At 61.2% G+C, this 17,929-nt stretch carries 14 protein-coding genes and 1 other RNA gene; 8 read left to right on the top strand and 7 right to left on the bottom strand.

The genetic code is table 11. The features are described 5' to 3' along the window. Positions 1-58: 58 nt before the first annotated feature. On the bottom strand, positions 59-3,463 hold the full coding sequence (locus MOP44_RS08085) for a TonB-dependent receptor (RefSeq protein WP_260795505.1): 3,405 nt from the start codon (positions 3,461-3,463) through the stop codon (positions 59-61). A 300-nt stretch (positions 3,464-3,763) separates the two neighbouring features. Here MOP44_RS08085 and mnmE point away from each other — a divergent pair, with 300 nt between their 5' ends. The 3 genes from mnmE to MOP44_RS08070 all read left to right on the top strand — a co-directional run bounded on the left by mnmE (position 3,764) and on the right by MOP44_RS08070 (position 6,873). After that, complete coding sequence (gene mnmE / locus MOP44_RS08080) at positions 3,764-5,164, top strand: tRNA uridine-5-carboxymethylaminomethyl(34) synthesis GTPase MnmE (protein WP_260795504.1); 1,401 nt, start codon at positions 3,764-3,766, stop codon at positions 5,162-5,164. A gap of 138 nt (positions 5,165-5,302) precedes the next feature. Then, positions 5,303-5,551 carry a helix-turn-helix domain-containing protein gene (locus tag MOP44_RS08075; protein ID WP_260795502.1) on the top strand — a complete coding sequence of 83 codons (249 nt, stop codon included), beginning with the start codon at positions 5,303-5,305 and terminating at the stop codon, positions 5,549-5,551. After that, positions 5,551-6,873 carry a type II toxin-antitoxin system HipA family toxin gene (locus MOP44_RS08070; protein ID WP_260795501.1) on the top strand — a complete coding sequence of 441 codons (1,323 nt, stop codon included), beginning with the start codon at positions 5,551-5,553 and terminating at the stop codon, positions 6,871-6,873. The genes MOP44_RS08075 and MOP44_RS08070 overlap by 1 nt, the downstream gene beginning before the upstream one ends. Positions 6,874-6,875: 2 nt before the next feature. Here MOP44_RS08070 and MOP44_RS08065 read toward each other — a convergent pair whose 3' ends face one another. The 3 genes from MOP44_RS08065 to MOP44_RS08055 all read right to left on the bottom strand — a co-directional run bounded on the left by MOP44_RS08065 (position 6,876) and on the right by MOP44_RS08055 (position 8,765). Further along, positions 6,876-7,808 carry an NAD-dependent epimerase/dehydratase family protein gene (locus tag MOP44_RS08065; RefSeq protein ID WP_260795500.1) on the bottom strand — a complete coding sequence of 311 codons (933 nt, stop codon included), beginning with the start codon at positions 7,806-7,808 and terminating at the stop codon, positions 6,876-6,878. A 21-nt stretch (positions 7,809-7,829) separates the two neighbouring features. Then, positions 7,830-8,258, bottom strand: coding sequence for a DUF3291 domain-containing protein (locus tag MOP44_RS08060; protein WP_260795499.1), 429 nt, complete (start codon positions 8,256-8,258; stop codon positions 7,830-7,832). A 72-nt stretch (positions 8,259-8,330) separates the two neighbouring features. Next, on the bottom strand, positions 8,331-8,765 hold the full coding sequence (locus tag MOP44_RS08055) for a dUTP diphosphatase (protein WP_260795498.1): 435 nt from the start codon (positions 8,763-8,765) through the stop codon (positions 8,331-8,333). 152 nt (positions 8,766-8,917) lie between these two features. Here MOP44_RS08055 and MOP44_RS08050 point away from each other — a divergent pair, with 152 nt between their 5' ends. Beyond that, on the top strand, positions 8,918-9,679 hold the full coding sequence (locus MOP44_RS08050; RefSeq protein WP_260795497.1) for a bestrophin-like domain: 762 nt from the start codon (positions 8,918-8,920) through the stop codon (positions 9,677-9,679). Positions 9,680-9,746: 67 nt separating this feature from the next. On the opposite strand, the gene rnpB is transcribed toward MOP44_RS08050, so the two are convergent. Then, an RNA gene (gene rnpB, locus MOP44_RS08045) (RNase P RNA component class A) lies at positions 9,747-10,240 on the bottom strand. A gap of 134 nt (positions 10,241-10,374) precedes the next feature. Here rnpB and MOP44_RS08040 point away from each other — a divergent pair. Next, positions 10,375-10,761, top strand: coding sequence for a DoxX family membrane protein (locus tag MOP44_RS08040; RefSeq protein ID WP_260795496.1), 387 nt, complete (start codon positions 10,375-10,377; stop codon positions 10,759-10,761). A 21-nt stretch (positions 10,762-10,782) separates the two neighbouring features. On the opposite strand, the gene MOP44_RS08035 is transcribed toward MOP44_RS08040, so the two are convergent. Further along, a complete protein-coding gene (locus tag MOP44_RS08035; RefSeq protein WP_260795495.1) occupies positions 10,783-12,579 on the bottom strand; it encodes a multiheme c-type cytochrome in 1,797 nt (598 codons plus the stop codon). Positions 12,580-12,687: 108 nt separating this feature from the next. Here MOP44_RS08035 and lipB point away from each other — a divergent pair, with 108 nt between their 5' ends. After that, positions 12,688-13,503, top strand: coding sequence for a lipoyl(octanoyl) transferase LipB (gene lipB, locus MOP44_RS08030; protein ID WP_260795493.1), 816 nt, complete (start codon positions 12,688-12,690; stop codon positions 13,501-13,503). Positions 13,504-13,618: 115 nt separating this feature from the next. Continuing rightward, positions 13,619-15,253 carry a 2-oxoglutarate dehydrogenase, E2 component, dihydrolipoamide succinyltransferase gene (gene sucB, locus MOP44_RS08025; RefSeq protein ID WP_260795491.1) on the top strand — a complete coding sequence of 545 codons (1,635 nt, stop codon included), beginning with the start codon at positions 13,619-13,621 and terminating at the stop codon, positions 15,251-15,253. A gap of 19 nt (positions 15,254-15,272) precedes the next feature. On the opposite strand, the gene MOP44_RS08020 is transcribed toward sucB, so the two are convergent. Continuing rightward, positions 15,273-16,265 carry a cytochrome D1 domain-containing protein gene (locus MOP44_RS08020; RefSeq protein WP_260795490.1) on the bottom strand — a complete coding sequence of 331 codons (993 nt, stop codon included), beginning with the start codon at positions 16,263-16,265 and terminating at the stop codon, positions 15,273-15,275. A gap of 125 nt (positions 16,266-16,390) precedes the next feature. On the opposite strand from MOP44_RS08020, the gene MOP44_RS08015 reads away from it, so the two are divergent. Next, a complete protein-coding gene (locus MOP44_RS08015; protein ID WP_260795489.1) occupies positions 16,391-17,929 on the top strand; it encodes a hypothetical protein in 1,539 nt (512 codons plus the stop codon).

Here is a 17,929-nt window from a genome sequence, read left to right as displayed (position 1 = left end):
CAGCGGGCGGGTTCGTGGTCTCCCACCCAAGCAGAGCTTGGATGGGGCACCCTGACGATCAGTAGATGAGTTTCAGCGAGAACTGGATCTGGCGGGAGTTGCCGGCGGTCTTGCTGATCTGGCCGAAGCCCGTGTCTTCGAGGATCTGGCCGGTGTGGCTGTTGACCTGGAGGACGTTGGAGGGCAGGCCCATGTTGACGATGTTGAAGAGGTTGAAGAACTCGGCGCGGAACTGGAGGTCCATGCGCTCGGCTCCGCTGGCGCGTCGGCCGAAGGGCGTGTCCTTGATCATGGCGAAGTCGTAGTCGTAATAGGCGGGGCCGCGGAAGGTGTTACGGCCGAGAGTGCCAAAGCGGCCGGAGTTGGGGCCGCTGCCATCGGGAAGGTGAATCGGAATGGAGAAGAAGTCAGGGCCGTTGCTGCCGCCGTGGCCGAAGTAGTCCTGGCGCTCTTTGCGCGCGGTGGACAGATGGGGCTTGGCGATCTGGTCGGGACGATCGACGCCGTTGGAGCCGTAGCCGGTTTGCTGGATGCCAGAGTAGACGGTGAACGGCGCGCCGGAGCTGATGCTGGAGATGGAGAGCAGTTCCCAGCCGTAGGTGACTTTGCGGCTGACCGCGCTGAACCATGCAGCCTTTTCGAGATGCAGGTCCTGGGCCACGCTCAGGTTGAAGGAGTGCGAGGCGTCGAAGTTCGACGGGCCTTTTTCAGGATGGGTGTTGTAGGGGTCTTGCGAGAAGCCCGAAGTAACGGCGCCGGTGGATCCGGTGCCGCCGAGGACGAGGCTGGTGTCATCGAGCGATTTGCCCCAGGTGTAGCTGGCGGAGATGCCGGGGCCGCCGTGCGGCACGGTTCCGGACAACGAGCTCTGCATGGCGTTGTAGCTGGAGTGCGCGTCGTTGGTGATGACGTTTTCGACTCCGAACCCGCCGATGACATTGCCGTCAGCGTCGAACTTGGTGTGCGGCGCGAAGCCGGGCGAGGCTCCGGGATAAGCATTGGGGAAGCTGTAGCGCGGCAGGTGCGAGGCCGAAGTGCCAACATAAGCGAGGTCGCCGACCAGGTTACCGAATTTGTGTTCGACGCCGAGGGTCCAGGTGTAGAGCCAGGCATCGCTGAACTTGGCGTCGATGCCGGAGAGGTTGAGAGCGCTGAAGACGCCGCCGGGGGTGATGGCGGCGAGATCGTGCTGGTAGCGCTCGACATCCATGATCTGGTTGGAGGGCAGGTCCTTGGGGTTATCGGTTGTGAACATCGGCTTGCCATCGATGGTGTAGACGGTGGGGAGCTGGTCGGAGGTGATCTGGAAGCCGTAGGGAACGGGAGCTTTGGAGGTGGCGACAACGCGCGGGTAGACAGCGAACGGGGTGGAGCCGGTGAGGAAGTTGTCCTGCCAGATGTTGGGCGGGATGGTCATGATGGAGCCGCCGGCATGCGCAGTGGTGTTCTTGTCGATCTGGACGGTGCCCTGGATGCGGGGCATGAAGCCTTTCCAATTGGTGCGGTATCCAGGCTGGGGATTGATGACGTACTGCTGGGTGCCGTTGATTTCGCGGAAGCTGCCGGTGCGGTGGGCGCGCTCGCTGATGGGGGTATAGACCTCCCAGCGGAGACCGTAATCGAGGGTGAAGCGCGGGGTGACCTTCCAGGTGTCCTGGAAGTAGGCGCCGTAGTTCTCGCGATTAATGGCGGCAGGACCCATGTGCTCGCCACCCGAGGAGAAGGGCGCGGCGAGTGCGACGGTGTAGATGAAGGAGCTTCCCGAGAGGAATGAAGAGAGCGTGTCGGGCAGCGGGTCGCCGGGCTTGATGTTGTGCGTGCCGCTCTCAGAGGGGATGGCCTCAATGGCATAAGAGGTGCCGCCGCCGAAGTTGTATTCGCCGTTGGGGCTGGTGCCGAAGTAGGTGGTGTCGCGATTGATGCGGGCTTCAACGCCCATCTTGAGAGCGTGGGTGCCGCGCGTGTAAGTCACGTTCTCGCGGCCCTGGAAGAGATTGCCGTAGGCCTGCATGACGGAGCCCGCTGCGGAGTTGAATGCTTCAAAGAGGCCGTCGGCGAATTTGACTGCCGGATCGGCGTAGTTGGTAGTGGGGAATCCGGGAGTGGAGCGCGTGATGCTGATGGAAGACTCAAACGTGAGACGCGGCGAGGCGGTGCGCGTCCACGTGCCGACGACGTTGCGCTGGCGATCGACGTACTGCACGCCGAAGGAGGGGTCAATGGCGGTCTGGTCGGGATTGGTGGTGGGGCCGGTCAGGTTGTTGTAGTTGAAGCGGGCGAAGAACTGATCCTTATCAGAGAACTTGTGATCGATGCGGATGGAGAACTGGTTGGCGTTGGTATCGACCTTGGACGGCGTCGCGTAGGTGCGGGTCTGATAGGGACCGGTGGGATCGTTGGGGTGAGGATAGCGCGCCATGATGGCCGCGATAGCGGGATCGATGGGGACATTCAGGGTGTCGGTGGAGCCGTCAGGGTATTTCACGACGTCGATGCCGGCGCGGTCAGCGTCGTTCGGTACCGGCATGACCTGCGTGGTGCCTAGCACCTGGCGGAAGCCCTGATATTGCCCGAAGTAGAACGTGCGGCCGCGGCCGTCGTAGAGGTGAGGAATGTAGACGGGGCCGCCGTTGGTGAAGCCGAACTCGTTGCGGCGGAAGGGCGGGATGCGGCCGGGATAAGCGGGCGTGGGGTGATCGAAGTAGTTGCGCGCGTCGAGAGCGGAGTTGCGGATGAATTCGAAGAAGGAGCCGTGGAATCCGCTGGCGCCGGAACGCGTGACGATGTTGGTGAAGCCGGCAGCGCCGCGGCCGATTTCGGCGGGCATCCAACCGGAGCTGGAATTGATGCCTTCGACGGCATCGACGTTGTAGTTGGAGAACGTGGAACCGCCCATTTCGGGGTCGCTGATGTCGGCGCCGTCCATGGCGAAGGTGGCTTCTACGCCGCGCTGTCCGTTGATGGCGAACTGCTGCGTGAAGTTGGTGGCGCCGTTGGAGTCGGTCATGGTGCCGGCGGCGAGGAGGAGAAGCTGGCTGAAGTCGCGCTTGTTCAGCGGGAGTGAGCTGACGGCCTGGCCGGAGAGGTCTTCTCCGCCGGTGCCTGCGGCGCGCTCCTTGGCTGCAGAGATGGAGATGTCTCCGCGGTCGGAGATCTCGATGATCGCGGCGGGGGAGCCGGGCCCGACATCGACGCCCTGGGCGTATTCGCTCGATTTTCCGTTCGTCTCGATGGTGAGCTTGTAGTGACCTAGCGTCAGGCTTTCAACGCGGAATGCGCCGTCATCTCCGCTGACAGTGCTGGCGGAGGATGCGGAAGCGGTAAGCTGAATTTTGGCGCCGGGGATGGGCGCTCCGGCTGCGTTGTGCACGCGGCCGCTCCACGCGAACTGCGGGGCGGCTCCCTGGGCGAGAACATAGCCGCAGGAGAAGAGAACTATCAAGAGGAGCAGACCAAAACGCATTAGAAACAGCTTTGGAGCCCGGATCGTGAGACTGCTGGACAGACGCTTTGCGGATACCGTGAGCATACAGATCAACCTTGAGAGGGAGTGATAGAAACGACTACGAAACCGGAGTGATTCTCGTTCCACATTATAATACGTCCTGATTTGCTAAAACGTTTATGTAGAGGGATTTGCTGGACTTGGATTGCGAACCGGTTCCGCTGTGGATGAAGCCGGACGGTATGAGAGGGAACTCCGGGCCCCTGGAAAATCGATTCGCTTGAGGGGTGGAGCTGTTTCTTACAATGGAACGAGCAGATGGCCGATACACCCCAAAACTCCGACCCGAAAATGGCTCCAGTGTTGGAGACGATTGCGGCAATTTCTACTCCGCCGGGACGCGGAGGCATCGGCATTGTTCGCTTGAGCGGACCTGAGGCCGCGTCGATGGCTGCACAACTGGTGAGGCTGCAGCGGCCGCTTGAACACGGGCGCGCGCGGCTGGCCGATGTGCTGGATGCCGAGGGAGAGACGGCGGAGCGAATCGATGAAGCTGTGGTGACGTATTTCGCTGCGCCCAATTCCTATACTGCGGATGACCTGGTGGAGATTGCTGCGCACGGATCGCCGGTGGTGCTGGATCTGCTGCTGCGGCGCGCGATTGGGCTGGGAGCGCGGCTGGCGGAACCGGGGGAGTTTACGCAGCGGGCATTTCTGGCGGGCCGCATCGATCTGACGCAGGCTGAGGCTGTGCGCGATCTCATTGACGCGCAGACGCTGACGCAGGCGAGGCAGGCGGCGAGCCAGATGGGAGGCGCGCTCAGCCGGCGGGCTGCGCCGGTGAAGCAGGACCTTGTTGAACTCATCGCGCTGCTGGAAGCGGGGATTGACTTTGCGGAGGATGATGTCGACGTGACTCCGCAGCAGGAGATTGCGCGGCGCATCGACGAACTGGCTGTTCCACTGTCCGCGCTGGAAGCGTCGTTCTCGCGCGGGCGCATTGTGCACGATGGGTTGACGCTGGCGATTGTGGGTCGGCCGAATGCGGGCAAGAGCTCGCTTTTTAATCGGCTGGTGGAGCGTGAACGCGCAATTGTTACGCCGAGTCCGGGAACGACGCGCGATACGGTGAGTGAGCGCATTTCGCTTGATGGGATCCCGCTGGAGTTGGTGGACACGGCCGGGTTGCGTGAGGCGCATGACGTTGCCGAGCAGCTTGGCATCGCGCGAAGCCGGGAGGCGCTTGCCGATGCGGCTCTGGTGCTAATTGTGCTGGACGCGACGCAGCCACTGAACGAGGAAGAGCGTGATTTGCTGCGTGCGGTCCAAGGACGTCCCGCGCTGGTGGCGATGAACAAGCGGGATCTAGCCGAAGCGCGTAGCGAGGAATCCGCGGCTCTGGACGGCGTTCCGGTGATTGCGACGTCTGCGTTGACCGGCGAGGGAGTAGCCGAGCTGCGAAGCCGTATTGTGGCGCTCGCATCGGGCGGTGCGGCAAGCGAAAGCGGCATGCTGACGAATTTGCGGCAGCACCAGGCGGTTACGACCGCGCTGGAAGCGCTGGCGGACGCGAAGAGGGCGAACGAGAGCTCGATTCCGCACGAGATGATTCTGCTTGATCTCTACAGGGGGTTGTGGGCGCTGGACTCATTGACGGGGCAGACTACGGCGGATGACATTCTGCAGCTGATTTTCTCTACGTTCTGCATCGGGAAGTGATTTGCCTTGGACTTCGTTCGGTCAGTGAGCGTGCCCCGGACTTTAGGCGAAAAAGCGCCTCAATGGACAATAGGCGGAAAAGCGCTTAAAATCGGTTTAGGCTGAAAAGCGCCTAGATTGACCAGCGAGGCGGAAGACATGGACACGATTGCCCGCACTCCCCTTCAACTCGGAAACGCCATTCGTGAAAGCCGGCGAAAGCTGCGTTGGACCCAGGAACAACTTGCCGCCAAAGTGGGCGTGCGCCAAAAAACCGTTTCCGATATCGAAAACGCTGGTGCCGGAAGGCTCGATACATTGCTGAGAGCGCTTGGCGCGCTCGACCTCGAACTCGTGATCCGTCCGCGAACCAAAAGCTCGGCCGATGACATCGAGGCGATCTTCTGATGCCGCGGACGCGTTACGAGCCGCTTAATGTATTTCTCAACAGCCGTTTGGTTGGCCAATTGCGCCGTGACGTTTCCGGGGCCATCTCGTTCAAGTACGACCAGTCGTGGCTGGAGTGGGAATTCGTCATGCCGGTCTCGCTCTCCCTTCCTCTGCGCGCACAGACATACAGCGGCGCCCCTGTAATCGCGGTCTTTGATAACCTGCTGCCCGATAATGACGATCTCCGGCGTCAGATTGCCGCGCGCACGCACGCCGAAGGCACCGATGCCTACAGCCTTTTAGGAGCGATCGGACACGATTGCGTCGGTGCCCTCCAGTTTCTGCCGCAGAACATAGAACCGCTGCCGGCAGGCTCCGTTCAAGGAGATCCCGTCAGTAACGACGAAATCGCTCTGATCATCGAAAACCTGGCCGCAGCACCGCTTGGCATCTCAGAAGATGAAAGTTTCAGAATTTCGATTGCCGGTGCTCAAGAGAAGACTGCGTTTCTGTATCGCGATCGGAAGTGGTACAAGCCACGGGGCACGACGGCAACGACTCACATCTTCAAGCCGTCCATCGGCATGCTCCCAAACGGAATGGACCTTACAAGCAGTGTTGAAAATGAGTATTTCTGCCTGAAGGTGGTTGCGGCGCTTGGGATTGAAGCAGCACAGCCGCAGATTATGACTTTCGGGAAGAGAACGGTACTGGTCGTGGAGCGATTCGACCGAAGATGGACCGCAGATGAAAGACTCCTGAGATTGCCCCAGGAGGATTGCTGCCAAGCGCTTTCCATTTCTCCTACCCGCAAATACCAGGCACATGGTGGGCCGGGTATTGTGCAGATCCTTCAGCTGCTTCGCGGCAGCGATGATGCGCCAGCCGATCAGCGCGCATTTTTGAAGGCAAACATCATCTTCTGGCTCATGGGAGCGACGGACGGACACGCGAAAAACTTCAGTGTGTTTCTCCGACCAGGTGGTCGCTTCCGGTTAACGCCGCTATACGATGTGATTTCGGCTCAACCGAGCGTCGATTCCAAACAGCTTCTCTGGAAGAACTTCAGTCTGGCGATGTCGTTCGGAACCAAACCTCATTACAAAATGAGACAAATAGCCCCGCGCCATTTCTTCCAGACGGCGGACGAGGCCGGCATGGGAAAGGAAGTTGTGCCGTCGATCATTGAGGAACTGCGCGCCGAGGCGGAGAGAGAAATCGATCGCGTGAACGCAGATCTTCCCCAGAACTTTCCCGTCGCAGTTGCCGATTCAATTTCGAACGGAATCAGGCGGCGATTGCGGATCCTGGAAGAGGGCGTGGAGAAGAAATCCTCGTGAGATCAGGCCTCAGGTTGCTTGTAGGAGGCCGCTGTGGCGCGGATGGCGTCTGCGTAGAGTGTGCCTGGGAAACCGAAGGCGCGGGCGTATTTCGAGGAGTCGAAGAGATACGGCGCGTTGTTCTGGTAGAGCATCTCGCGGACTTCGCGAATCTCAGGCTTGAAGAAGCCTGCGATGCCGAGCATGGCTGAGCCGAGCATGCGGTATTTGGGCTGGACTCCGAGCGCCTGGGCGGCGGCTTCAATGAATTCGCGGCCGGTGGGTGGGTTGGGCGTGGTGGGCAGATGCCAGGTCTGGTTCCAGGCGGAGTTGCTTTGGGCAAGCTTCATTAGTGCATCGGCTGCGTCGGGCGTGTAGGTGTAGGAGTGCGGGAGGTTGTCGGCGGCCAGGCACATGGCAGAGCTGCCCTTGCTGAGGGGATCGAAGACGAGCGTGTTGGGGATGCCGTGCTCGGCTCCGGGGCCGTAGAAGTCGGCTGCCCGGGCAATCATGGCGGTGAGCTTGCCGGATTTCCATTCGTCGATGAGGGAGTCGGCGATGCGGGAGCGAATCTCGCCTTTGCGGCTGGTGGGGTGGTAGGGTGTTTGCTCGGTCATGGGGCCGCTGACACGGCCGTACATGTAGACATTGTCGAAGAAGACGAGACGCGCGCCGGCGCGCTTGCAGGCTTCGACGGTGTTGGCCATGATGCGGGGCCACTGTTCCGCCCATATCTTGCGGTCGTATTTGAGGCCGACGAGCAGGAAGACGATGTCTGAGCCGGTAACCGCGTTGAGGGTCTGATCGATCTGCGTGAGATCGGCGGCAACCACTTCGGTTGCGCCGGGGCGCGGGGATGGTTTTCGGCCGACGAGGCGAAAGGGAAGATTTGCGGCCGCGAGCCGCGCGGCCAGTTCGTTGCTGATGGGGCCGCCTGCGCCGAGAATCGTGATCATCGCGTGTCTTACCTCGCTGGATTACTTGATTCGCACTTCGCCGCGACCACTCGCGGTGGGTGGTGCAATCCGGAAAGCCACGTGATCCGGAGAGGGATGCAGCACTTTGGAGATCCGGCCTTCCGACTGCATGCGGCGGTGCGCTTCTGTCCAAGACGGCAGCGCGGATTCGGGCTGCGACCAATGGACGAGTGCGGCTTCATCGCACCACTCCAGCAATTTACGCATGGCGGGGCCGTGCGGTTTCATCAGCATGAATTTGCGCATGGAGGCTTCGGAGTCCCAGCAGGTACTGGTCCACCAGGTGTTCTTCGCATCGCGCAGCACCTTGACGGCGAGATTGCCTTCGCTGCGAGCGGCCTGACGAGCGGTTCTCACTGCGTCAAACAGGAAGGCCGGAAGATATCGCCAGGAACGTACGCGCAGGCGGGTGACCGAGATCAAAGGCATAAGCTCCCTCTCCGTTCTCTAAAGGTAACCCGGTTGCGTGTTGCGATTTGTTTTTCTGGTGCGGAAGGCGCGCTATCTGCCCGAACTTCCGAAACCTTTTTCGGCGCGGGCGGAGTCTTCGAGGTTTTCGACCTGCTCGACGGCGCCAGTGAGGACGGGGACGGGAACCATCTGGGCGATTTTCTCGCCGGCTTTGAGTTCGATGGGGGCGTCGCCGAGGTTGGTCATGACGATGAGGATCTCACCGCGGTATCCGGCGTCGATAACGCCGCCGGTGCAGGCCAGGCCGCGGGCGGCCATGGACGAGCGATCGCGAACCAGGAGGCCGAGCGGGGCGCCGGTTTGGGGATGGCGTGCCTCGACGGCGATGCCGGTGCGTAGGCGAACGGTCTGGCGCGATGCCAGCATTACAGAGTCGAGTCCGAAGACGTCGTAGCCGAGGTCTTCACCCGGGTGAGCCACGATAGGCGGCAGTGCGCTGGGGTCCAGCAGTTTCACGCGGAGCATAGGCCAATGGTATCGGAGTCGGCAATGCAGACGCTCGCTATGCGCTGGCACTTCTACCAGTTAAATGAGAGTATGGTGCCCGATAGCCTCTCTTCATAACATCCGCGCAGTGACTGTGTAGTGGCGGCTGTGGCACGAAAGAGAGTGCTCGGATGAGCCAGATTATGAACTATCCCGTGATTCTGTCTGTTTTGACTTTGGTGTTGCTGTCCGGTTTTGCGTGGCTTGGATCGGCGGTTCGCAGGAGACGCAAGGGCGACGAGGACCTGGAGAAGGACGAGTACACCGTGGTTCTGGGTGCGACGCTCACGCTGCTTGGACTGCTGATTGGGTTCAGCTTTTCGATGGCAATCAGCCGCTACGATCAGCGGAAGGACTACGAAGAAGAAGAGGCAAATGCGATCGGGACCGAGTATCAGCGGGCCGACCTGATGCCGGACGCGGCGAAGGCGGTGGTGCAAGCGCAGCTTGTGCGGTATCTCGATTTGCGAATCCAGCGCTACCAGGCGCATGCCTCCGTGGACGTTACGGATCTCGCGAACAAGACTGCGCAGCTTCAAAACGAGATGTGGAGTACGGTAAGCAAAGCCGCCGTTGCGCAGCGGGATCCGATTTCGGCGGTCGTGGTTACTGGGATGAACGATGTGATCAATCGGCAGGGATACACGCAGGCGGCGCGGTGGAAGCGCATCCCTCTGCCGGCGTGGGCGCTCATGATTGTGATTGCGTTGTTCAGCAATTTCCTGATTGGCTACGGGGAGAAGAGGGCCCAGGCGTTCACGCTGCTGGTGGTGCCGCTGGCGATTGCGGCGTCGTTCCTGCTGATCGCTGACGTGGACAGCCCGCAGGGCGGGCTGATACGGATTGCGCCGCAGAACATGATGACGCTGGCTGACTCGCTGAAGCCGAAGTAGAAGACAGTGGTCAGTTCTGGTGTCGAAACCCGCTTGGTCAGCGGGTTTCGGCATGTTTGGTGATGATTCGGCAAAAGGACCTGTAAGCCGAATTCTGTCGTGTGCGGTCATTCCTCTAGGCGGAGCGTTACCGCTCGCGCTCATCAGCGACCTACCCGGAGGTTTCGCCATTGCATGGAGCGGGCTTTCGGCGCCGGGCCGGCACCGAGCACGGGCATCGCTCCTTGCCCGCGGCTTCCCTCCCTATTTGGTCTTGCTCCGTGTGGGGTTTACCATGCCTGCGCCGTTACCGTCGCAGCGGTGCGCTCTTACCGCACCTTTTCACCCTTACCCCGGCACCGGGCCGGCCGCCAACTCAATTGAGGCGGACCGGCCCGGGGAGTCCCGCCAAAAGACGGGGTAGCCGAGGCGGTATGTTCTCTGTGGCACTGGCCGTCCACGGGCCTTAACGCCCGCGTCCCGGACGTTATCCGGCACACTGCCCTGCGGAGTTCGGACTTTCCTCCCCCGGCCGCTCTCGCTTGCGCTCGAGCATCCGGCAGCGACCGCCCGGTCCTCCTGCCATGATTGATTTTATCCCGGATTGACATTGGTGAATCGGGCTAGGATGGGAAAACATCCTTTACGAATCGCCGCTCCGCGTGCAGTCGCGGTTCCGGATCGGTCGGGACTATGGGAATGTTCAGGAGGCTTTTTTGAAGCAAGCAGCGACTGTATGCCGTTATTTGCTGGGGTTGGTCCTGGTGGTGTTCGGCTCCAATCACTTAGTGACATGGATGCCGAATCCCACACAGACGGGAATTGCCCAGGAATTCACGCACGCTATGACCGCTTCGCATTGGATGTTTGTGGTTGGTTTGTGCGAGGTGATTCCGGGGATTCTGCTGTTGGTCAATTTGTTTGTGCCACTGGCGCTCGCGATTCTGGGTCCGGTCATCTTTAATATTCTGCTGGCGGGGTTCTTGATCGCTCCCATGGGCCTGCCGGCCGGATTCATTGTGACCATCTTGTGGCTGGTGATCTTCTGGCGCTATCGCGCATCGTTTGCAGGAATCTTCAAAGCACGGCCCGTGCTTCCATAAGAATGCGGGTGGGCTGACGCCTCAGTGGGTTGCGAACTCATATATCTTGCGCATGGAGCCGTCTTCAGGGAACTGATCGAGGTATTGCTTCATGGCTAGCGTAGCGTCGCTGTATTGCTGCGCGGTGATGTACTGATCGATGAGGCCTTTGCGCCAGAGGGGCTCGAAGGGGTCGAGCTCGACGGCTTTGCGGCTGGCGGCGATGGCTTCATGAACGCGGCCCACGCGCGAGAGCGCCTGAGAGAGGTAGCCGAAGGCTGCTGGATCGTTAGGGCTCAGCGTGGCGGCGCGCTGCAGATAGGTGACCGCCTCGGCTGGCTGATCGCGGGCGAGGCTGATGCGTCCGAGATCGAGTTGCACGGCAGCGTCGCCGGGAAGGGCTGTCTGAGCCTGAGCGAGCGTTTGCTCGTACTTCTCCTGGTATTCAGGCCTGCGGCTGGCGATTTCGCGGTAGGCTTCGACGAGAGTGGCTGCAGGAATTTGGTCTGACTGCCGCGGCACCGCATCGATGTGCACGAGATCGGGGAGCGCGGGGGTGGTTTGCTTGAATGCTTCGTTGGGCCAAGGCTCGCCCGGCCGTTTCAGGATGCGGTGATTGGTGAGACTGGTGTGAGCGGTCTCTGGTGCATCGCGGTGCGGCATGTGGCAGCCGATGCAGTTGTCGGCAGGAGAAGTTTTGGCGCGATCAGCTTGCGGGAGAGTGCACTGGCGATCGGCGTGGCACGCCATGCACTTCTGGTTGAAGTACGCGGATGCTTTTTCAGGTGCAGGCTCGAAATGCGGATTGTGGCACGTGGCGCAGCGAAGCTGTCCAGCAGTGGCGCGGTAGCACTTGCTCATCGACATCTCAAAGAAGTGCTGCACGTGATCGTGGGTATCGGGATCGCTCTTCTTGAGGGGCACCATGAATACGGAGACGGCCTTGTCGAGCGGCTCGCCGGGCCGAAAATCCTGGTAGTTCTTGCCGGGGCGGGGAACGCGGCTGTCGCCTGCTTCGTGACACGACATGCAGATGTTGTTTTCGAGATCGGCACTGAGGCGGCCGGGGTTCACGATGTGCGAACCGGCATCGAGGCCTTGATGCGTGGTCTCGGCGCGCACATGCGCCTCGCCGGGGCCGTGACAGTTCTCGCAGCCGATGGACGGCTGGTCGAATGGTTTGACCGTGAAACGGCTGGTGGTCTGGTCGACGAGGTTCGATCGGCCGGTGTGGCAGGCGATGCAGCCGGGCAGCACAGGACGATGGAAGCCGAGATCGTTCATCTCGTAGCCCGGCGAGAGCTCCCACTGATTAGTGCGCGGGTAGAAGGACAGAGGCGCCTCAAAGAGTGCATTGCCTTCTATGGTGAGGCCGCCGATGCCATTGGCGCCGGCGCCGATGATCCAGTCGATTTGTTTTGTGTTGCGGAATATTTCTTTGGCGTCAGGGCCGACGGCGTATTCGCTCTGGTAAAGTTTGCCGTTGCGCGCGAAGACTTCGAAGTGCCGATCGAGAGTTTGGCTATAGAAGGACCCGGGAAGCGAAAGAGTTTTGAGCAACGCGGGCGTGACAAGTGTCATGGAGCGGCCCATGCGGGTGCGCTCGAAGGTCGAGTAGATCTGTTGGTGGCACGGCGCGCATGCGGCTGCGCCTACATAGCTCTCCGCGGCAGCCGGCACCGTGTCGGGTGCCGCCGCTGGAGTGGATCGATTGGGCTTCGTCTCCGCATGAACAGACCACGAGCGCATGTAACTCACTGTGGCCAGAATGACTATGAGTACGCAAAGAAGGGAAGAGGAAGCGATCGACGCCCGCCTGCATGTTCGCGGAACGTTCATTCGACCAATAGACGGAACACACGGATGCAAAGTTACTGGCGCATTTCGGATTCACAATAGAATTGACAAATTCTTGACGCGAGTCAGGAAGCCTAGAATTGGAGTGTGATGGCAATTCAATATCTGTATCTCGGACGCACTGGTTATGACGAAGCACTGCGGCTGCAGGAAGAGCTAGTGGAAATGCGGCGCGCAGATCGCGTTGGCAATGTGCTCCTGCTGCTGGAGCATCCGCCGGTGCTCACGCTGGGACGGCATGCCAATCGCGCGAATGTGCTCGCATCGGATGAGTTGCTTGCGGCGCGCGGAGTGACTCTGCACCAGATCAGCCGCGGCGGTGACGTGACGTATCACGGGCCGGGGCAGCTTGTGGGCTATCCGATCTTTGATTTGCGCAGCCTGGAGCGCGAGAGCGGCGGACGCATGGGGCCTGTCGATTTTGTGAGGCTGATGGAAGAAGCGCTGATTGGAGTATGCGGCACGTACGGAGTGCGGGCGGGGCGGGTCGCGGGGCTGACGGGTGTGTGGATCGGCGCTGATGAGAAGCATGCGCGAAAGATTGGTGCGATCGGGATTCACGTCTCACGCGGCATCACGTCGCATGGGTTCGCATTCAATGTGACAACCGATCTGCGCGATTTTCAGTTGATCAACCCGTGCGGGATTACGGATAAGCCGGTGACGAGCCTGGAGCGGGAGGCGACTGCAGAATTGCCCGGGCTGGACGTTGTTGCGCAGGAGGCTGCGCGGCAGTTCGGGATCGTGTTCCGGCAGGAGATGGTGGAGGTGCGGAGTATCGAGGCGTTGCGGCGGAATGCTGAATCGCGTTCGAAGCAGGAGTTTCCTGCCGAAGACACGCCTCTGCAGGTTCCGGTTGAGGTCGAGCGATTGCGGGGCGATGCTGAACGTCCGGTGCGCGCGTAGCAGAACCATGTGGCTGCTCTCCGCATGCTCAACATGCGGAGATTTATAATCCGGCTGGAGTCGGCACTTCCCCAGAAACACGAAACCGGCGCTCAAATTGCGGAGAAAACGATAGATGCCAACCGACGTCGTCATGCCCCAGATGGGGGAATCGATCTTTGAGGGCACCATTACGAAGTGGCTGAAGAAGCCGGGCGACGCGGTGCAGAAAGACGAGCCGCTTTTCGAGATTTCGACGGATAAGGTGGATGCGGAGATTCCTGCGCCGGTAAGCGGGGTGCTGAGCGAGATCAGAGCTCAAGAAGGCGAGACTGTCGAGGTCAACAAAGTGGTGGCGGTGATTGGCGGCGATGCACCTGCGGTGCGGCCAACTGCGCCTGCGTCGCCCGAGGCTGCTGTGCAGCACGAGGCGGCAGAGTTATCGGGGGGCGGAACAGATGTTGTGATGCCGCAGATGGGCGAGTCCATTTTTGAGGGCACCATTACGAAGTGGCGGAAGAAGGCCGGCGAAATGGTGCAGAAGGACGAACCGCTGTTCGAGATCTCAACCGACAAGGTGGATGCTGAGATTGCCGCGCCCGTCTCCGGGGTGCTGCGCGAGATTCGCGTGGCTGAGGGCGAGACGGTTGTGGTGAACACGGTGGTCGCGGTGATCGGCGGAACTGCTGCTGTAGCGCAGCCGGATGGGGCGCCTGCGCGGGCCGCGAATGCGCAGTTGGAAGCGCGGGCTGAGGCAGCGCCTTCTCCGGCGGCCATGCGTGGCCCGGCCGCGGATGCAACGCCGGAGCCCGAGTTGCTGAGTGAATCTGTGCGGTCGTCTCCGCTGGTGCGGCGGATGGCGCGCGAACACAATTTGGATTTGCGGCGCATTCGCGGTACGGGAACGAACGGACGCATCACGAAAGAAGATGTACTCGCGTATTTGAAGGACGGCGCTGGGACTGCGCCGACGGCGGCGAAGATTCCCGCTGCGCCCGCGACCGTTACGCCGGCTGCTGTGGTTGCGCCAGGCAGTGAGAGAGTGGCCGCACCGCAGGAGCCGCTTGAGGGCAGGCTCGAGCCGATGAGCCGGATGCGGTCGATCATTGCGCAGCGCATGGTGGAGAGCGCGCAGACCATTCCGCACGCGTACATGATGTACAAGATCGACATGACGCGCGTCGCGCGGGTGCGGGAACGCGAGCGCGCGGAATTTGAAAAACGGCACGGCGTGAAGCTTACGTACATGCCGTTCATCGCTGCGGCGGTGACTGAGGCGATCCGGAAGTATCCCATTGTGAATGCGAAGATCGAGGGCAGTTCGATTCGCTATCACGATCATGTGCAGCTTGGCATTGCGGTGGCTCTGGAATGGGGGCTGATTGTGCCGGTGGTGCGCGAGGCCGAGCGCAGAGGGTTTCCAGAGATGGCAGCGACAATGGCCGACCTGGCGGAGCGTGCGCGGACCAAGAAGCTGAAGCCGGAGGAGGCTTCGGGGTCGACGTTTACGCTGACGAACTTCGGCGTCTTCGGCGGGGACTTCGGGACGCCGATTATCAATCCTGGCGAGTCGGCGATTCTGGCGATTGGCGCGCTGCGGAAGGAGCCGGTGGTGCTGAGCGATGCGGAGGGCAACGATACGATTGCGATCCGCTCGATGCAGCAATTCTGCCTGGGCTTCGATCACCGGCTTATTGATGGGGCGGATGCGGGGCGGTTTATGATGGCGTTCCGCGATGCGCTGGAGAAGTGGTCGGGCGAGATCGGCTGATCTCGCCCTGCAGACCCTCCTATTTGACCGCAGCCCAGGCGATGCCGTCGGAGTTGTTGCCATCCTGGATGGTGCGGGTGACCTTCCAGGTTGCGAGGTCGATTTCGGCGACCTGGTGCGAACCTACACAGCTTACATAAGCAACTTTGTGATCGGGGCGCATGAGAACTTCCTGCGGATCGGGTGGCGTGGGCACGTTGCGCGCGACCTGCATGGTTTTCAGGTCGACGATGGCAACTTCATTCTTCAACGGGATCGTCGCGATGAGATAGCGGCCGTCGAGCGTGGGCGCGGTGCCGTAGGCGATTCCGTCAATCGGAACCCAGTGGGCGATCTTGTTGATGGCGGTGTCGATGACGGCGAGTTGCGGCTTGATCTGGTCGGCGGTGATGACCCACTTGTCGTCGGGCGTGATGGAGATGCGCTGCGTGGTCTTCGAGATGGGAATGACGGTGAGGGTCTTGCGCGCGGCGATGTCGAGGACCGAGACGGTGCCGGGGCCGACGTTGGCGGTGTAGCCGCGGCGGCCATTGTGGGAGAGCGCGAGCATGTGGCTCTCGGGCTGGCCGGTGGGGATGGTGCCGACGATCTTCAGCGTCTTTGGATCGATTTGCGTTACGGTCTGGTCGAGTTCGGTGGTGACGTAGAGCAGGCCGTCCTTGGGGCCGAAGATCGGCATGTGGGGGCGGATGCCATGTCCGAAGTCGACGGTGCCGGCGATTTTTTGCGAGGCAATGTCGATGACGACGAGCTTTGTTCCGTCGGTGCCGGGCTTGCCCACTCCGGAGTTGCCGTAGATGGGCACGTAGGCGAAGCGGCCGTCGGGTGAGGCGATGACCTCGTGGCCGGTGACGCCGCCTTCAGGAACGGATGCGATCAGTTTTCCCGCGGAGGGATCGATGATGCCGAGGCTGGACTCGCCTTTTTGCGCGACGAGGAGGCGCGCCTGCTGTGAGAAGGCGGCGGGGGCAAATGTGGCGAGGAGTAATGCGACACCGCAGGATTTGTTCATGTTGATCTCCGGGGAAGTTGCGAACGCCAACCAAGAATAACCAGCGCGGCAGCGGGTTGGCCATCAAATTAAGGCCTACGCGGGATCACAAGAGCTACTGGTGCGCGCGGTGTACATTGGTTGCGATGACTACGATAACCCGACGCCGATTCGTTGCGAATGCAGCGCTGGCTGTTGCAGCCGGCACACTTCGAGCACAGACCAACAACGCTGCACAGGCCACGCTGGACATTCCCGCCGAAGCGAATGGGGCGCACATGCCTGAGGACTTTGTGGGCCTGTCCTATGAAGTGCAGCAGCTCACGGATGTGGCGTTCTTTTCACCGGCGAACACGGGGCTGATTGAGCAATGCAAGGCACTGGCAACGCATGGGGTGCTGCGGCTTGGTGGCAACACCAGCGAGTTTGGCTGGTTCAAGGCTACTCCGGAATCGCAGGAGCCGGAGCATCCGCACACGCGGGAGGTGGAGGGCGAGCCGAAGGCGCAGTACTATGCGGTGACTCCGGAGGCGATTCGCAACCTGGCGGAGTTTCTGAAGGCGACGGGGTGGTCGTGCCTGTACGGCATTGGAATGGGAACGAACACGCCGGAGCGCGCGGCTGCCGAAGCGGAGTTTGTGGCGAAGACGCTGGGCGCTGGCCTGCAGTATTTCCAGATTGGTAATGAAGCCGACCTGTTCCGGAATCATCTCCGCGATCCGAACACGTGGGGAGTGAAGGCGTACCTGGAGGAGTGGCTGGCGCTTGCGCGCGCAGTGGCGGCGAAGGTGCCGAATGCGAAGTTCGGAATGCCGGATGTTGCGGCTTCAGTGGACTGGCTGCCGCAGATTGCGGAGGCGTGGCCGTCGATTCAGAACCCGCCGCGGGTGACGCGGTTGACGCATCACTACTACTTCGGCGGGCCTGCGACGAATCCGAATGTGAATATTCCGAATCTGCTGAAGCCCGCGACGATGGCGCGGGTGCAGAAGGACGCCGATATGGCCGCCGGCGCCGCGAAGAAGATGGGCGTGGGCGTTCGGATGACCGAAGGGAACACGTGCTATCGGGGAGGCAAGCCGGGGGTATCCGACGTATTTGCGGCGGCGTTGTGGGCGGCGGATTATGCGTTGCTGCTGGCGTGGAACGGCTACTCCGGCGTGAACCTGCATGGAGGAACGGGGAAGTCAGTCGCAAACTCTGTGGGCGGATTTTTACCGGGGGACGTGATGCTGAAGGATCAGGGCAAGACGGCGGAGGAGATCGCGACGCATCCGCATCCGTTCTATACGCCCATTGGCACTTTCGGTGACAAGTACGCGCTGGAACCTGTGGCGCATGGGTTGAAGTTCGCGGGGGCGTTTGCGGGTGGGACGTTTGTGCGGAGCGATCTGACTGCGAAGCTGCAGGCGGCGGGCGTGAATGCGACGGCCTATGCGGTGAAGAGGGCGGGTGGAGCTGTGTCGGCGATCATCCTCAACAAGGATCTGGAGAAGGACGTCAGCGTCACCTTGGATGTTGCCGGTGCGCGTAATGGCGCCGTCAAGACCGAGACGCTGCAGGCCGCTGCGATCGATAGTCGCGAAGCGCACATTGTGCGCGGGAACCAAGCAGGGCGTCTGAATGATGGGAAGTACACGATTGCCGTTCCGCATGCGTCGGGAGTGCGCGTGACGATCGGCTGA

The sequence above is a fragment of the Occallatibacter riparius genome, assembly GCF_025264625.1.
GTDB lineage: Bacteria > Acidobacteriota > Terriglobia > Terriglobales > Acidobacteriaceae > Telmatobacter > Telmatobacter riparius.
Note: the sequence above shows the minus strand (reverse complement) of the source record. Positions and strands in the feature narration are given on the sequence as shown.

Bases quoted from the DNA above. Each gene is read 5' to 3' on its own strand.
- MOP44_RS08085 (WP_260795505.1), bottom strand. From the start codon at position 3,463: ATGCGTTTTGGTCTGCTCCTCTTGATAGTTCTCTTCTCCTGCGGCTAT.
- mnmE (WP_260795504.1), top strand. From the start codon at position 3,764: ATGGCCGATACACCCCAAAACTCCGACCCGAAAATGGCTCCAGTGTTG.
- MOP44_RS08075 (WP_260795502.1), top strand. From the start codon at position 5,303: ATGGACACGATTGCCCGCACTCCCCTTCAACTCGGAAACGCCATTCGT.
- MOP44_RS08070 (WP_260795501.1), top strand. From the start codon at position 5,551: ATGCCGCGGACGCGTTACGAGCCGCTTAATGTATTTCTCAACAGCCGT.
- MOP44_RS08065 (WP_260795500.1), bottom strand. From the start codon at position 7,808: ATGATCACGATTCTCGGCGCAGGCGGCCCCATCAGCAACGAACTGGCC.
- MOP44_RS08060 (WP_260795499.1), bottom strand. From the start codon at position 8,258: ATGCCTTTGATCTCGGTCACCCGCCTGCGCGTACGTTCCTGGCGATAT.
- MOP44_RS08055 (WP_260795498.1), bottom strand. From the start codon at position 8,765: ATGCTCCGCGTGAAACTGCTGGACCCCAGCGCACTGCCGCCTATCGTG.
- MOP44_RS08050 (WP_260795497.1), top strand. From the start codon at position 8,918: ATGAGCCAGATTATGAACTATCCCGTGATTCTGTCTGTTTTGACTTTG.
- MOP44_RS08035 (WP_260795495.1), bottom strand. From the start codon at position 12,579: ATGAACGTTCCGCGAACATGCAGGCGGGCGTCGATCGCTTCCTCTTCC.
- lipB (WP_260795493.1), top strand. From the start codon at position 12,688: ATGGCAATTCAATATCTGTATCTCGGACGCACTGGTTATGACGAAGCA.
- sucB (WP_260795491.1), top strand. From the start codon at position 13,619: ATGCCAACCGACGTCGTCATGCCCCAGATGGGGGAATCGATCTTTGAG.
- MOP44_RS08020 (WP_260795490.1), bottom strand. From the start codon at position 16,265: ATGAACAAATCCTGCGGTGTCGCATTACTCCTCGCCACATTTGCCCCC.
- MOP44_RS08015 (WP_260795489.1), top strand. From the start codon at position 16,391: ATGACTACGATAACCCGACGCCGATTCGTTGCGAATGCAGCGCTGGCT.